Source organism: Desulfosalsimonas propionicica (assembly GCF_013761005.1).
Taxonomy (GTDB): domain Bacteria; phylum Desulfobacterota; class Desulfobacteria; order Desulfobacterales; family Desulfosalsimonadaceae; genus Desulfosalsimonas; species Desulfosalsimonas propionicica.
The window spans coordinates 294496-310174 of the sequence record NZ_JACDUS010000003.1 but is presented as its reverse complement, the minus strand read 5'-3'; the positions used below and the strand labels follow the sequence as shown (position 1 = coordinate 310174).

Annotated in this window: 13 protein-coding genes; 10 read left to right on the top strand and 3 right to left on the bottom strand. The window is 57.6% G+C overall.

What is annotated here, in order from left to right; genetic code table 11:
- Window positions 1-89: 89 nt before the first annotated feature.
- Both HNR65_RS07345 and HNR65_RS18155 read right to left on the bottom strand, forming a co-directional pair.
- Window positions 90-1517: an efflux transporter outer membrane subunit gene (locus tag HNR65_RS07345; RefSeq protein ID WP_181550826.1), complete on the bottom strand. Its 1428-nt coding sequence runs from the start codon at window positions 1515-1517 to the stop codon at window positions 90-92.
- A complete protein-coding gene (locus HNR65_RS18155; protein ID WP_181550825.1) occupies window positions 1518-2159 on the bottom strand; it encodes a TetR/AcrR family transcriptional regulator in 642 nt (213 codons plus the stop codon).
- Window positions 2160-2429: 270 nt separating this feature from the next.
- Between HNR65_RS18155 and HNR65_RS07335 the strand changes: the two genes are divergently transcribed.
- The 4 genes from HNR65_RS07335 to HNR65_RS07320 are packed head-to-tail and all read left to right on the top strand — an operon-like array spanning window position 2430 to window position 5588.
- Entirely contained in the window at window positions 2430-3764 is a 1335-nt protein-coding gene (locus HNR65_RS07335) for an FAD-dependent oxidoreductase (RefSeq protein WP_181550824.1), read from the top strand.
- 25 nt (window positions 3765-3789) lie between these two features.
- A complete protein-coding gene (gene dmeF / locus HNR65_RS07330) occupies window positions 3790-4761 on the top strand; it encodes a CDF family Co(II)/Ni(II) efflux transporter DmeF (RefSeq protein ID WP_181550823.1) in 972 nt (323 codons plus the stop codon).
- The gene (locus tag HNR65_RS07325; RefSeq protein ID WP_181550822.1) at window positions 4758-5387 is read left to right on the top strand and encodes a LysE family translocator; all 630 of its coding nucleotides are present in this window, start codon (window positions 4758-4760) and stop codon (window positions 5385-5387) included. Before dmeF ends, HNR65_RS07325 begins: the two co-directional genes overlap by 4 nt.
- A 42-nt stretch (window positions 5388-5429) precedes the next feature.
- The gene (locus HNR65_RS07320) at window positions 5430-5588 is read left to right on the top strand and encodes a rubredoxin (protein ID WP_181550821.1); all 159 of its coding nucleotides are present in this window, start codon (window positions 5430-5432) and stop codon (window positions 5586-5588) included.
- 13 nt (window positions 5589-5601) lie between these two features.
- Here the strand turns inward: HNR65_RS07320 and typA are convergent, their stop codons facing one another.
- Window positions 5602-7431: a translational GTPase TypA gene (gene typA, locus HNR65_RS07315; protein ID WP_181550820.1), complete on the bottom strand. Its 1830-nt coding sequence runs from the start codon at window positions 7429-7431 to the stop codon at window positions 5602-5604.
- A 768-nt stretch (window positions 7432-8199) separates the two neighbouring features.
- On the opposite strand from typA, the gene dapF reads away from it, so the two are divergent.
- Genes dapF through HNR65_RS07285 form a run of 6 tightly spaced genes read left to right on the top strand, consistent with a single transcriptional unit; the run spans window position 8200 to window position 15580 of the window.
- Entirely contained in the window at window positions 8200-9060 is an 861-nt protein-coding gene (dapF, locus tag HNR65_RS07310) for a diaminopimelate epimerase (RefSeq protein WP_181550819.1), read from the top strand.
- A gap of 30 nt (window positions 9061-9090) precedes the next feature.
- Window positions 9091-10326: a molybdopterin molybdotransferase MoeA gene (locus HNR65_RS07305; protein WP_181550818.1), complete on the top strand. Its 1236-nt coding sequence runs from the start codon at window positions 9091-9093 to the stop codon at window positions 10324-10326.
- A gap of 38 nt (window positions 10327-10364) precedes the next feature.
- Window positions 10365-12305, top strand: coding sequence for a molybdopterin biosynthesis protein (locus HNR65_RS07300; protein WP_181550817.1), 1941 nt, complete (start codon window positions 10365-10367; stop codon window positions 12303-12305).
- A 16-nt stretch (window positions 12306-12321) separates the two neighbouring features.
- A complete protein-coding gene (locus HNR65_RS07295) occupies window positions 12322-12735 on the top strand; it encodes an archease (protein ID WP_181550816.1) in 414 nt (137 codons plus the stop codon).
- 12 nt (window positions 12736-12747) lie between these two features.
- Entirely contained in the window at window positions 12748-14181 is a 1434-nt protein-coding gene (locus HNR65_RS07290; RefSeq protein ID WP_181550815.1) for an RtcB family protein, read from the top strand.
- A 40-nt stretch (window positions 14182-14221) separates the two neighbouring features.
- Window positions 14222-15580 (top strand): phosphomannomutase/phosphoglucomutase, encoded by a 1359-nt coding sequence (locus tag HNR65_RS07285; protein WP_181550814.1) that lies wholly within the window; start codon window positions 14222-14224, stop codon window positions 15578-15580.
- Window positions 15581-15679: the final 99 nt, after the last annotated feature.

The following is a 15679-nucleotide window of genomic DNA, read 5'->3' as shown; positions in this document are numbered from 1 at the left end:
TTCGAAGAATGCAGCGTACTTATCCGTACGTGAAATTCTGAGAAATTGCGTATAACGCAGATATTGGACTTTTTACGGCGCCATCAAATTTATTGCATCTGGTCCCATCCGCCGCCCAGGGCCCGGTGCAGTTCCACCCGGTTGCGAAAAATGGCGTATCTGGCCTCCACCAGGTCAAGTTTGGCCTGAAAGCTTGCCTGCCGGGCATCAAGCACGTTGAGATAGGAAACAAGGCCCCGTTGGTATCGATTTTCGGCCGAATCCAGGGTGGCCTGGGCTTCGGAAACAAGGCTTTGCAGCCGGCTGTGCTGCTCGATTAGCTGCTGACGGGATAAAAGCGCATCTTCCACCTCAGCCAAAGCATCAAGCACGGTTTTGGCCCAGGCCGCCTCCTGCTGCCGGTACCGGGCCATGGCCTCCTGCTCTGCCGCGGCCCGCCGGCCGGCATCAAACAAGGGCTGAAAGGCCCCGGCAGCAATCTGCCAAAGCTGGCTGGCCGGATCCAGCAGGGTGTCGAATTGATCACTGGTATAACCGAAACTGCCGGTAAGCGTTATCTGCGGCAGCCGTGCCGCCCTGGCCGCCCCGATGCGTGCGCAGGCCGCCTCAAGGACGGCTTCCGCCTCCCGGATATCCGGCCGCTGCTCCAGCAATTGGGCGGGCAGGCCGGCTGGCACCGCGGGCAGGGATGGAAATTTCCCGGCAGGGCCTGCTTTCAGGATTTTTGGATCCGGATACCGCCCCTGCAAAACCGCCAGGGCGTGTGCAGCCTGCCCCCTGGCCCGAACCAGGGCCGGAACCTGCGACCGGGCCCGGGCAAGGGAACGCCTGATCTGGTGCACATCGAGAACCGAAACCAAACCCCTTTCATAGCGCCTTTCCACCAGGTCCCGGTTTTGCTCGTAGGCCGTCACCAGATTCCGGGTCAGTTCGATCTGTTCCTGGAGGGATCGGATCTGCAAATATAGGTTCACGGTTTCCGCCACCAGCGACTGCACCACTGTGCGGCGGTTTTGCCCGGCAGCCAGCAAATCGGCCCGGGCCGCTTCGGATGCACGGGCCAGCCGCCCCCACAGATCCAGCTCATAACTGGCAGGCATGGAAAGAGAATAGGTATCGGTCTCCACAGACACCCGCTGCCCGGAAAAAGGTTCCACGACATTTTGCTGCTGGCGGGAACGGCTGGCATTGAAATCCAGGGACGGATAGCGGTCCGCCCCAATCCGGGTCACGGCCGCCCGGGCCTCCATGACCCTGGCCGCAGCCCGGACAATGTCAGGATTGTGAAACACCACCTGCATGACCGCCTGGTTCAGATATGGATCATCAAAGGCCTCCCACCACCGGTGCAGATCTGCAGGTACCGCAGTTTGTTCCCCGGTATCGGACAAAAACCGCTCCGGCATGTCCACGCCCGGATCAGGCCGGGTATAATCCGGTCCCACGCGCATGCAGCCAGGACCGCAAAGGCCGAAGACCAGCGCACTTGCCAGCAGGCATAACAAAACCCGGTTCATTTACTTCTCCTGGTTTAAGGCCTGTATGCCGTTTAAACAAAAGGCCGTGATATGGGCCACCAGGTCTGATTTAAAGTCCTGGTCGTATTTCCGGTGCAAAATTTCGGTTACCGCGGGCCGGGCCAGGAAAAAATACAGCACCACGCCCAGCATGCTCAGGATATAAATTTCCAGCTGCTCATCATCTACTTCCCGGCGCAGGCAGGCCCGTATCAGTTTTTTGACTTCCCGGATATAGGGCCGCATCACGTTTTCCACGATCATGCCCAGGGCCTGGCCGGGATCAGAAAGTTCCCGCTGCATGAGCTGGATGTGGTTGCGGCGCTCTTCGTCCGTCCAGGGCCCTTCCAGGAAGGCCCGGGCCATGGCCGCAATCACATCACTTAACCCGGGGTCCTGCAAACCGGCCAGTGCCGCGGCAAAGCCCTGCTGCAACCGCATGGCCCGACTGGCCCACCGCTCCTGAAAAACGGCCATGTAAAGGCCCTGCTTGCTGCCGAAATGATAATTCACCCCGGCCACGTTGCATTCTGCAGCAGCGGTGATCTCCCGGACGCTGATGCCTGCATAGCCTTTTTCAGCAAACAGCCGCTCTGCCTGATCCAGCAGGCGTTTGCGGGTATTGTCTTCGGTACCCGTCATGGGCTTCTCCTGTTGTTCCGCCGGCTGAGTGCCGGGGAAAAAAGATTTAAACAGCTGTATAAAACAATCGTTTGAATGTCAAATAAAAAACAGCAAGGCAGTCCTGCCGTTGATCCGCGAATTCCGGACCACCTGCGGCTGACCGGAAACAGCTGTGAAACGGAAACTTTGTTTACATCTGAGAAAATCCGTATTAATTTATCGACTTTGGCAACAAATCAAAAATCCGGCCGGCCTGGCAGGCCCAAAGCCAGGGAAAGGAAATGACAAATGAAATTTCTGATCATCGGCGGCGATGCGGCGGGAATGAGTGCGGCCAGCCGCGCCAAAAGAAACCAGCCGGAGATGAACGTCACCGTACTCGAAGAAACCATGGATGTTTCTTACAGCGCCTGCGGCATGCCCTATAACATTGCCGACCCGGACCGGGACATCAATGACCTGGTCGTTCGTCAGGCCCAAGTGTTCCGGGAAAAACAGGGCATTGATCTCAAAACCGGCTGCCGGGCCGAAGCCATTGACCCGGATGTCAAAACCGTTCAGGCCGAAGACCATACCGGCCAAAAGCAGGAATTTTCCTATGACTCCCTGCTCATTGCCACGGGCGCCTCACCGGTCATGCCCGATATGCCGGGTATTGATCAAAAAGGCGTGCTGCCTTTAAAACGGCTGTCAGACGGCCGCAGCATCAAAGATTACCTGGCCGGCAACAGGACGGAATCGGCCATACTCGTGGGCATGGGCTATATCGGTCTGGAAATGGCAGAGGCCCTGAGCCTGCGGGGAATTCATGTAACCGGCGTGACCCGCGGCTTTATGCGAAACTATGACAGCAGTATTGCACAAGTGGTTCAACAGACCCTGTCACAGCACCATGTGGATCTGTACCGGGACCAAAAAGTGGAAAGAATCGAAAAACGGGGATCTTCACTTGCAGTGGTATGCAATGACCAGGAACTGGGAGCGAACATGGTGCTCATGGGCTTAGGTGTTGCCCCCAACAGCCGGATTGCCGCGGATGCGGGCATCGCTTTGGGACCAAAGCAGGCGATTTCGGTCAGCCGGCAAATGCAGACATCCAATCCTTTCATTTATTCCGCAGGTGACTGCGCGGATGCCTATCATGTGGTCACCGGCCAAAAAACCTGGGTGCCCCTGGCCCTGCTGGCCAACCGGGGGGGCTGGGCTGCGGCTGACAATATCTGCGGAAAGCCGGTGGAAGTGCAGGGGATTGCCGGATCCGCAGTGTTCAAAACCTTTGAGCTGGAAGTGGCCCGAACCGGGCTCAGCGCCAGCGAGGCCGAGGCGGCCGGATTTGAGCCGGCATCTGTGACCATTGACGCCCGGTCCAGGGCCCATGCCCACCCCGGCGCAGAATCCATCCGCGTGCACATGGTGGGGGACAAAAAATCCGGCCGGCTGCTGGGCACCCAAATGGTGGGCAAAGAAGGCGTTGCCCACCGTATCAAGGCACCGGCCGTGGCCCTGCATGCGCAGATGGGTGTTGAAGATTTCGGCCAGACGGATCTGCCTTATGCACCGCCTTTCAGCCCGGTGTGGGATCCGCTGCTGACCGCAGCCAACCAGTTGATGAAAAAACTTTAAAGCCGCAGGAAACCTGAACCAAGCCATGAATTCGTCCAGCCGCAGCGACTTTTCCTGTCCTCATGACCACTGTTTTTTTTCAGACAACCAGCAGGCCAACGAACGCAGGACCTGGATTGTCATCGGCCTGACCATCGTGACCATGGTGGCCGAGATTGTCTCGGGCATGGTGTTCGGTTCCATGGCGCTTCTGGCTGACGGCTGGCACATGGCCAGCCATGCTTCTGCCATGGGGCTGACGGCAGCCGCCTATTTTTTTGCCAGAAAATACCGCGATGACCGGCGTTTTACCTTTGGCACGGGCAAGATCAACGACCTGGCCGGATTTTCCAGCGCGCTTGTGCTGGCCTTAATTGCCCTGCTCATGGCCTACGAATCGGTTCACCGACTCCTGGATCCGGTGGCCATCCGGTTTAATGAAGCCATTGTGGTGGCGGTTCTCGGGCTTGTGGTGAACCTGGTCAGCGCATTTATTCTAAATGAAAACCACCATCACCGGCATGGCCATGATCACGGGGCCGAATGCAGTCATCAGCACCATGATCACAACCTGCGGGCGGCATACCTGCACGTGCTGGCCGATGCCCTGACCTCTGTTCTGGCCATCGTGGCCCTGACAATCGGCAAAATATGGGGCTGGGCGTTTCTGGACCCGGTTATGGGCATTGTGGGCGCCCTGGTCATCACCCGCTGGTCCATTGGCCTGCTTGGCCAGACCGGCCGGGTACTGCTGGATTACAACAATGACACCGGCCTGGCCGGACAGATCCGGGATCGCCTGGAAAGCGGGGCCGATACACAGGTCGAGGACCTGCATATCTGGCGCATCGGCCCGGGACATCACAGCGCCATCGTTGCCCTGCGCACCAGCAGCCTTCAAAATCCTGAAGATTTCAAGCAGCAGCTTTGCAGCATCTCCTCTTTGTCCCATGTCACCGTGGAAATCAACCCGAAAGCAAATCAACCCTCCGGCACAGAAGGAAAACACAGTCTATGACCATTGCCCCGGAAACCATGATCGCATTTTTCTCGGCATCCGTAGTCCTGGCCCTGGCCCCGGGGCCGGACAACATCTTCGTGCTCACCCAGTCCGCCCTTCACGGCAGATGGTCGGGCATATTTGTCACTCTGGGGCTCTGCACTGGCCTGGTGGGTCATACAACGGCTGTGGCCCTTGGCGTGGCCGTAATTTTCAAGGCCTCGGCACTGGCCTTTACCGTTCTGAAAATCGCCGGCGGGGCTTACCTGCTCTACCTGGCCTGGATGAGCTTTGCCGCCGGGGCCGCAAAGCCGGAAAAAAACAGCCAGCCCCGGCTCAAGGGCAGACATCTCTACGGCAGGGGCATTATCATGAACTTGACCAATCCCAAGGTTTCCATATTTTTCCTGGCGTTTCTGCCCCAGTTCGCTGATCCGGCGCAAGGACCGGTGAGTTTGCAGATCCTGGTGCTGGGGCTTATCTTTATTGCCGCCACCATACTGATTTTCGGCATGATCGCCCTGCTGGCCGGCGCCATCGGGGACTGGTTTGCCAGATCACCAAAGGCGCAGATATGGCTAAACCGGGTGGCGGGCACGGTGTTTGCCGCCCTTGCCGTAAAGCTGATCACCACCCACCGGTAAGCATTTACGCAAGCCGGCACATGACCATCAGGAGAATACAAAATGGATAAATATGAATGCCCGTGCGGGTATGTCTATGACCCGGCAGAGGGAGATGCTGAAAACGGTGTTCCGGCCGGTACAGCCTTTGAGGACCTGCCGGATCAATGGGTATGTCCCAAGTGCGGGGCGGAAAAAGAGTTTTTCGAAAAACTTGATTGACCCCGCGGCGCGGTCAGGCGCTTCTGCACAGGCGCTGGCGCCGTTTGTGCGCAGCAAGAACATCCTTTCGGATCCGTATTGATTTGGGTGTGATTTCAACGAGTTCATCAGCGCGGATAAAATCGATGGCCCGCTCCACGGTCATTGGCTTGACCGGGGCGAGCACCAGCGCATCATCCTTTCCCGAAGCGCGCATGTTGGTGAGCTTTTTTTCCTTGCACGGATTGACGTTGACATCCATTTCCCGGCTGTGCTCACCGATTACCATGCCTTCATAGAACGCATCGCCGGGGCGGATAAACAGCTCGCCCCTGGGCTCCAGGTGAAACAGGGCATAAGCGACCGCAGTGCCCGGCCTGTCGGCCACAAGAGAGCCGCTCAAACGCGTGGGGAAATCGCCCCTGAAGGGTTCCCATCCGGCAAAATTGGCATTCATGATCCCTGTGCCCCGGGTGTCTGTGAGAAAGGTGTCCCTGTATCCGATCAGCGCCCTTGCCGGCACTGAAAACGCCATACGCACCTGGCCGGATCCGGTATGTTCCAGATCCACCATTTTGCCCTTGCGCGCAGAGAGTTTTTCCGTGACCACGCCCAGGTAGGCTTCATCGCAGTCCACGTAAAGATGCTCAACAGGTTCGAGCTTCTGCCCCTTTTCATATTTGGTGATAACCTCGGGCCGGCCCACGCAGAACTCAAAGCCCTCGCGCCGCATGGTTTCAATCAAAATGGCCAGCTGAAACTCCCCGCGGCCCATGACCACGAACCGGTCCCGCTCTCCGGTGTCTTTGAGATCAATGGCCACGTTTAAAAGCGTTTCCTTTACAAGCCGCTGGCGGATTTTGGCAGACTGCACATATTTGCCCTCCCGGCCGGAAAAAGGCGAGTCGCTGGGCATAAACACCATGGAAATGGTGGGTTCGTCCACGTGCACCCGGGGCAGGGCCGCGGGCTGATCGCCTGCACAGAGGGTATCTCCGATGGCCACGTCCTCGATGCCCGACAAAATCACAATATCGCCGGCCCGCGCCGAATCCACCGGGCACAGGGCAGCGCCTTTATACACCTGCAGCCGGGAGACCTTCAGGGGCACCTGCGTGGCGGAATTTTTGACACATACCAGATGATCGCCGGCCTTTACCTCCCCGTTTGTCACCCGGCCCACGGCCAGCCGGCCCAGGTAGTCGCTGTAGCCCAGGTCCGCCACAAGCATCTGGAAGGGTTTTTCCCGGTCGCAGGCAGGGGGCGGCACATTGCTGACAATGGTATCAAACAGGACATGCAGGTTATCGGCATCTTCCTCCAGGCGCTGTTTGACAATCCCGTCTCTTCCCACGGCGTAAAAATAAGGAAAATCAAGCTGCCGGTCATCAGCGCCCAGGTCAATGAAAAGATCATAAATTTCATTTAGCACCGCATCGGGCCGGGCATCCTTGCGATCAATCTTGTTGATCAGGACAATGACGGAAAGGCCGGCCTCAAGGGTTTTTCTCAAAACAAACCGGGTCTGGGGCAGGGGTCCTTCTGAGGCGTCCACAAGCAGAAGCGCGGCATCGGCCATAATCAGGGCCCGTTCCACCTCCCCGCCAAAATCCGCATGCCCCGGGGTATCGATCATGTTGATGCGCACGCCCTGCCACATCACCGAACAGTTCTTGGCGGCAATGGTAATGCCCCGCTCCCGCTCCAGGTCCATGTTGTCCATGATGCGCTCGTCGGTCTCCTGGCCGTCGCGAAACAATCCGCTCTGCCGGAACATGGCATCCACAAGGGTTGTCTTGCCATGATCCACGTGTGCGATAATGGCAATGTTTCTGATTTGATTTTCAGTGAGGGTCTCTGACAATTGGCGCCTTTCTTCGGATTTTATTCAAAATTGACCACCCGGCACTTATGCGCCGGACAAAGGGGCAATATAGACATCTTTTGGACAAACACAAGGATTTTCTCTGTGACCCAAAAAACCGGTGCTCAAAAACTCGACAGAAACCGAAAAAGCTTCTAGGTAACTTCAAAAAAGTGGCTGTTAGTGCTTGGTTCTATAATTTTCGCATGATACCGGCCCGGTGGCGGTTTGCTCCCTGCTGACCGCTTGCGCGCTCAATGCGACTCGCAAACCACCCCCGGGCCGCTATCATGGCCGACAGTGTGCAAAGTTTCACACCAAGGAATCCGGAGCAACACATCTAAGTCTTCGAAGTAACTTCAGGAAAAGTTACTGCATAGCCCGGTCCCGGGCGGCGGCCCGAGTGAAACGCTTCCAAGGAAGCCCAAGGGCGGGGTCGGTTTTTGAAGCGACATTGAGCGTTTACGGAAAAATTCAGCCAATACCGAAGCTAAAAAATTTCAAACTGTTTGAGGCCGACAGGCCGAGTTTTTGAAATTTTAAGCGAAGGTATTGGCTGAATCCGTAAACGGTCAGGAGCGAAACAACCGACCCCCGCCCTTGGGCTTCCTTCCTGAAAATATCGCACAGTGTAAGAAGGTTTTTCAAAGCCATTCAAAGCTGCTGTCAATTTTCTTGTTTGCCGGAGCAGGGGCTGATAAGATATATAGGTTTACAAATTTTCAAATAATTTTGTAGTGTGCGGCAAACTGCCAGGGAAATGGGGTTATGGAATTTTACAAATATCACGGTTTGGGAAACGACTATATTGTTATAGAACCCGGACAGGCCGAAGACGGCCTTGAGCCCGGAGCCATCCGCCGTATCTGCCACCGTCAGTGCGGGCTCGGGGCTGACGGGATTCTGCTGGGCCCGTTTTTTGAGGAAAACGGGGTCTTCGGGGTCCGCATTTTCAACCCCGACGGCAGCGAGGCGGAAAAAAGCGGAAACGGACTGCGCATTTTCGCCGGATATCTTTATGACCGGGGGCGGGTGTCGGACAAACCTTTTGCCATTAACACCATTGGGGGGCGGGTCACAGCACAGGTCAGTGACGCCGGACACATGATTTCAGTGGAAATGGGACAGCTGAGCTTTACCAGCACCCAGATTCCGGTGACCGGCGAGCGTCGGGAAGTCATCAATGAATCCATGGTCATCGGCGGCCAAAGGCTCGGCTTTTGCGCCGCCACCATTGGAAACCCCCACTGCGTGATTGTCAGCGACGAAATCTCCATGGATCAAACCCGCCGGCTGGGACCGGTGATCGAAACCCACGAAATGTTTCCCAACCGCACAAATGTCCAATTTGCCAAAATCCTGGACCGCGCCAATCTGGCCATTGAAATCTGGGAGCGGGGCGCGGGCTACACCCTGGCATCCGGCTCCAGCGCTTCGGCGGCCGCGGCAGTGGCCCGCCGGCTGGGATTGTGTGATGCCGAGATCAGCGTTCACATGCCCGGGGGTCAATTGCAAATCCGCATGGACGATCATTATCATATCCATATGAGCGGTCCTGTGGTCCGGGTCGCCCGGGGAGAGATCCACCGGGAAGTCCTGGATCAGCCGGGCATTGCCGATCTTTTTTAATCCGTTGTCATCTTTGCCGGACCCGATACCATGACCAAGGAATTTTTTACAGCCACGCCGGTTAAACAGGTTTTTGACCGCATTGTTGAATTCGTCCCGGTGGGCACGGAAAAAGTGCCAACAGCCGAGACCTGCGGCCGGATCCTGGCCACAGATGTTGTTGCACAAACCCATCTGCCCGGCTTTGCCAGGTCCACAATGGACGGATATGCCGTTCGGGCTGCAGCCACCTTTGGCGCGTCTGAATCCAGCCCGGCATACCTGGAGATCACTGACACCGTCCAAATGGGCATGGCCGCGCAAGCCCCTGTGGGCAACGGACAGGCCGCGGGCATTGCCACAGGCGGCATGCTGCCCGAGGGCGCAGATGCAGTGGTCATGCTCGAACACGCGGCCAAACTCGATGAAACCGCCCTTGAGGTCTATAAAAGCGTGGCTCCGGGCGCCAATGTGGTGGCCGCAGACGAGGACGTGGCCGCCGGGCAGAAGATGCTTGCCGCCGGCAGTCGCATCCGCCCCCAGGAAATGGGCCTGATGGCCGCCCTGGGAATGGAAACCATCCGGGTTTTCAAAAAACCCGTAATCGGCATTATCTCCACGGGCGACGAACTCGTGGAAATCGGACAAACCCCGGTGCCCGGCCAAATCCGGGATGTCAACACTTACTCCCTTGCCGGTACTGTGGGCCAGGCCGGCGGCATTGCCCGGACATACGGCATTGTTGCCGACCGGTTTGACGCCCTGCGCAGCACCTGCACCCGGGCCCTTTCGGAAACGGATATGCTTTTGATATCCGGGGGCAGTTCTGTGGGAACCCGGGACCTGACCCTGGAGGTGATTGAATCGCTTCCTGATTCTCAAATCCTGTTCCATGGCATTCCCATCCGTCCGGGAAAACCCACAATCCTGGCAAAAATCGGCCAAAAGGCCCTTTGGGGGCTGCCCGGACAGATTGCTTCGGCCATGGTGGTCTTTGACCGGATCGTGGCCCGGTTTGTTGGACATATCAGCGGCAATGCATTATCTTATCGACAACACGACCGGATCACGGCCGAGCTCACGCGCAACCTGTCATCCGTGCAGGGCCGCACCGATTACGTAAGGGCCCGGATTGTGGAAGACCAGGGCCGGTTTTACGCCGAACCCATTCCTGGACCTTCAGGCCTGATCCGCACCCTGGTGGAGGCAGACGGCCTCATTGAAATCGATATGAACACCGAGGGGCTGGAAAAAGGCGAAACCGTCTTTGTGACCCTTCTCCGGTAAATCCGCCGTTTTTTGAAACCCTGTCCAAAAGGGGAAAAATGAGCAGCAGCCGCAATATCTACCTTAAGATGAAAACCCTCCGGGAAGCCCGGGATCTGCTGTCTGACCGTTTTGCTCTCCGGCCGGCCGGCCGTGGCGAGACCGTGGCCGTCACAAAGGCCGCGGGGCGAATTTTGGCCCAACCGGTCTACGCCCGGCTGTCGTCTCCGGGGTTTCATGCAGCGGCCATGGACGGCGTGGCGGTAAAGGCAGAGGCCACATTCGGGGCCACGGAAGCCAATCCCAAAATCCTTGATACCGGCACCCGGGCCGTATTTGTCAACACCGGCCACATCATGCCGGCAAACACAAATGCGGTGATCATGATCGAAGACATCCTGGTCATTGACGAAAACCGCATTCAAATCGAGGCCCCGGCTTTTCCCTGGCAGCACGTGCGCCGCATGGGAGAAGACATTGTGGCCACAGAGCTTTTGTTTGCCCGCCACCACCGCATCACCGCCTATTGCATCGGCGCCCTGCTGACCGGCGGCATCACGGAAGTTTCGGTTCTGGCCAAACCCTGCCTGTTTCTGCTGCCCACCGGCCCGGAGCTGGTGGATCACAGGCAAATGCCCGAAGAACTTGCCCCGGGCCGTGTAATCGAATCCAACTCCCATGTGCTGGGCCAGATGGCAAAGGAACTGGGGGCGCAATACATCCGCCACGACATTGTGACCGACAATTTCGAACTGATCTCCCAAACGGTTTCTGAGGCGGCGCAAGACCCGGAAACGGACATGATCCTGATCATGGGCGGATCATCTTCCGGCAGCGAGGATTTTGCCCGGCAGGTGATTGAATCGCTGGGAGAAGTCCATGTCCACGGAGTGGCCATGATGCCCGGAAAACCCGTTGTCATCGGTGAAATAAACGGCAAGCCCGCCTTTGGCATTCCCGGATACCCGGTGTCTGCCATCATGGCCTTTGAACAATTTGTTACCCCCCTGATCTGCGCCATGCTGGGCCGGGCCGAACCCGAGCCCGAAATCATCCATGTGCAGCCCACCCGCAAAATTGCCGGCAGGCTTGGCATGGAACAATTTGTGCGGGTCAAGCTCGGAAAGGTGGGGGCCAACATCGTGGCCACTCCCCTGCCACGGGGCGCTGGCACCATCACCAGCATCACCGAAGCCCACGGCATCATCCGCATTGACGCGGACAAGGAGGGCATCCGGGAAGATGATACCGTTTCCGCCAGGCTTTTAAAGGACCGCAGATACATTGAGGACACCATCGTGGCCGTGGGCAGCCATGACAATGCCATAGACGTGCTGGCCGATCTGCTGCGGGCCGAAAGCAGCCGCTACAGCCTGTCATCGAGCCATGTGGGCTCCATGGGGGGACTCATGGCGGTGAAAAAGGGCTTGTGTCATTTTGCCGGTACCCATCTGCTCGACACCCATGACGGCACCTACAATATTTCCTATATTCAAAAGTTTCTGCCGGATGTGCCCGTGCGCCTGGTGCGCCTGGCAGAACGGGAGCAGGGTCTGATCGTGGCGCCCGGCAACCCAAAAAAACTATCCGGAATCACGGATCTGGCAAGAGATGACGTGGTGTTTGTCAACCGCCAGTCCGGCTCCGGCACCCGGGTGCTGCTGGACTTTCATCTCAGGGGTGCGGGCGTGGATCCGGCCGCTATCACCGGATATGAAAACGAGGAATTCACACACATGGCCGTGGCCGTGGCCGTGCTCGGCCGGGCCGCAGACGCGGGCCTGGGTATTCGCGCCGCAGCCAGGGCCCTGGACCTGGATTTTATCCCGGTTGCGACGGAATCCTATGAACTGGTGATCCCGGAAGCCTTTGCCGAATCCGGAAGAATCCGGCTGCTTACGGAAATGATCGGCTCGGCACAGTTTATTGAACGACTCCATGCCATGGGCGGCTATCACACGCAAAACACCGGCCGTGTGGTGTGGAAAAGTCACCAATAGCCATTGCAGGCCGCTTATGCCCTACGAAGTCATCGATCATACAGCCGATACCGGCATCCGGGTGTGGGCCCCGACTTTGCCGGACCTGTTTGCCGAGGCATGCCGGGCATTGTTTGAACAGATCACGGATTTAAAGCAGATAACAGAAACGCACGCGCAAACCATTTGCGTTGACGGCATTGACCGCACGGATCTGCTCATCAACTGGCTCCGGGCCTGCCTGCTGGAGTGGACCGCAAACCAGGCACTGATTCAGTCCGCAAAGATTGTCGAAATCCGGGATACATGGCTGGAGGCCCGGGTTTTTGTCCGGGCCTTTGATCCGCAAAAGCATCCGGTGTTTGCAGACATCAAGGCAGTGACCTATCACTGCGCAAACCTGTCACCAACATCTGACGGCTGGCAGGGTGAAGTGATTTTTGATCTATAGGAAAACCCGGCCATGGAATTGATACAAACAGACGCTTACACATGGGAGATTCCCCAAACCGGCGACATGAACGTGCCCGCCCGGATCTATGCCAGCGCCGGGATCATGGAGGCGGTCAAAAAGGAGGAGACTTTCCGGCAGCTTATCAACGTGGCCAGTCTTCCGGGCATTGTGGGCCGGGCCATGGCCATGCCCGACATCCACTGGGGATACGGGTTTCCCATCGGCGGGGTGGCCGCCTTTGACATGGATTCCGGTGTGATATCCCCGGGCGGGGTGGGCTATGACATCAACTGCGGGGTGCGGCTTGCCGCCCTGAACCTTGAGGAAAAGGAAATCCGGCCGCATCTGGAAGACCTCGTTGTTGCCCTGCAAAAACACATCCCCTCCGGAGTTGGCTCCACCGGCACGGTCAAGCTGTCTTTGAAGGATCTGAAAAAAGTGATAAAACAAGGCATCCCCTGGGCCCTCTCCCAAGGCTATGGCCGGGACACGGACACCGGGCGTACCGAGGAAGGCGGCTGCATGAAAAACGCCGATCCCGGAGATGTCAGCGACCGGGCCATGGACCGGGGCAAAAACCAGCTTGGCACCCTGGGTTCGGGCAACCACTTCATGGAAATCGGGGTGGTGGACACCATTTATGACCCGGCGGCCGCCCGGGTATTCGGTCTGGCCGAAAAACAGGTGACCCTGCTGATCCACACGGGCTCCCGGGGCCTGGGCCATCAGATCTGCGATGACTTTCTTGCGCTGATGACCAAAAAAGTGCACAAATCCGGCATTGCCCTGCCTGACCGGCAACTGGCCTGCATGCCGGTCCAGTCTGCGGAAGGACAGGCCTATTACCGGGCCATGGCGTGCGCGGCCAACTTTGCCTGGGCCAACCGCCAAATCCTGCTGCACATGGCCGAAACGGTGTTGATGCACACCCTGGGCATCAGCCCCCGGGATCTGGGAATGCGGATGGTCTATGACGTGTGCCACAATATCGCCAAAACTGAAACCCATGTCATTGACAAGGAAAAACGAAAAGTCTGCGTTCACCGCAAAGGCGCCACCCGCGCTTTTGGCCCGGGCCATGCCGGCCTGGACCCCGCTTTTCAGGACACGGGCCAGCCCATTTTGATCCCCGGGGACATGGGCACGGCTTCTTATGTGCTGGCCGGCACCCAAAAGGCAATGGAAGAAACATTTGGCTCCACCTGCCACGGCGCAGGACGTGTCATGAGCCGAAAGGCGGCCAAAAAGGCGGCAAAGGGCCGATCTCTGCAGCAGGAAATGGAGAAAAAGGGCGTTTTCGTCCGGGCCGCGGGCCGGGGCACCATGGCCGAGGAAATGCCCGAAGCCTACAAGGACGTCACCGAGGTGGTCAACGTGGTCCACGGCTCCGGGATATCGAAAAAAGTGGCCAAACTCCGGCCCATTGCCGTAATCAAGGGGTAGAAAATACCAGAAACAACAAACAACAGGAGGAAAAACTGCTGTGAATCCGGCTATTTTCAGAGAATACGACATCCGGGCCATTGCGGACAAGGACATAAACGATCATGAGGTCTACCTGCTGGGCCGGGCCATGGGCACTTACATGGCCGGGTACGGATGCACCACATTGAGCGTGGGCCGGGACTGCCGGCTGACCGCGGAGCGCTGGGCCGACCACCTGATCCGGGGCCTGACCGAATCGGGCTGCGATGTCATCGACATCGGGGTCTGCCCCACACCGGTGCTTTATTTTTCCATCTGGCACCTGCAGACCCAGGGCGGAATCATGGTGACAGCCAGCCACAACCCGCCGGAATACAACGGGTTTAAAATCTGCAAGGGGACGGACTCGGTGCATGGAAAAGAAATTGGCATAATCGGGCAAATCGCGGAAAAAGGCGAATTTCAGACCGGACAGGGACACGTGACCGAAGCCGACGCCATAACTCCTTATCAGGACTACATCCGGGACAATGTCAGCATCAAAAGACAGCTGCGGGTGGGCATTGACGCAGGCAACGGCACTGCCGGCGTTGTTGCCGTGCCCCTGCTCAAGTCCATGGGATGCAAGGTTTATGATCTTTATTGCGACATGGACGGCCGGTTTCCCAATCACGAGGCCGATCCCACGGTAATGGAAAACCTGAGCGATCTCATCGCCCTGGTGCGGGCCAAAAGCCTGGATCTGGGCATCGGCTATGACGGAGACGGCGACCGCATCGGCGTGGTGGACCAAAATGGCCGGGTGATTTACGGGGATCACCTCATGATCATTTTTGCCAGGGAAATTTTGTCCCGAAAGCCCGGGGCTGCGTTCATATCCGAGGTCAAGTGCTCCAAGACCATGTATGATGATATTGAACGCCAAGGGGGCCGGGCCGTGATGTGGAAAACCGGCCATTCCCTGATCAAGGAAAAGATGAAGGCGGAAAAAGCTGAGCTGGCCGGGGAAATGAGCGGCCACATGTTTTTTGCTGACCGGTATTTCGGCTTTGATGACGCGATTTATGCCTCATGCCGGTTAATTGAGATTCTTTCGGAAACCGGCGCCACCATTGACGATCTGTTAAACGATGTCCCGGAAACCGTGAGCACCCCGGAAATCCGGGTGGAGTGCGGCGATGAGGTAAAATTTGACGTGGTGGAGCGCGCCCGGCAGCTTCTGGCGGATCAGTATCAGGTCATTGACATTGACGGGGTGAGAATTGTATTTGACGATGGTTGGGGGCTTGTACGCGCATCCAACACCCAGCCGGCCCTGGTCATGCGCTTTGAGGCCCTGTCGCAAAACCGCCTGGATGCAATCCGAAACACCGTGGAAAGCACCATTTCCCGGGTACAGAATGAAATCCGGGCATAACCGCAGCTGAGGCCCGGCATGGAAAGGCCTAACCCGGTTTCGGTCAAAATTTCTTTGGATATCCGGAAATAAACTGGATTTCCGCTGCTTTTTCAGATA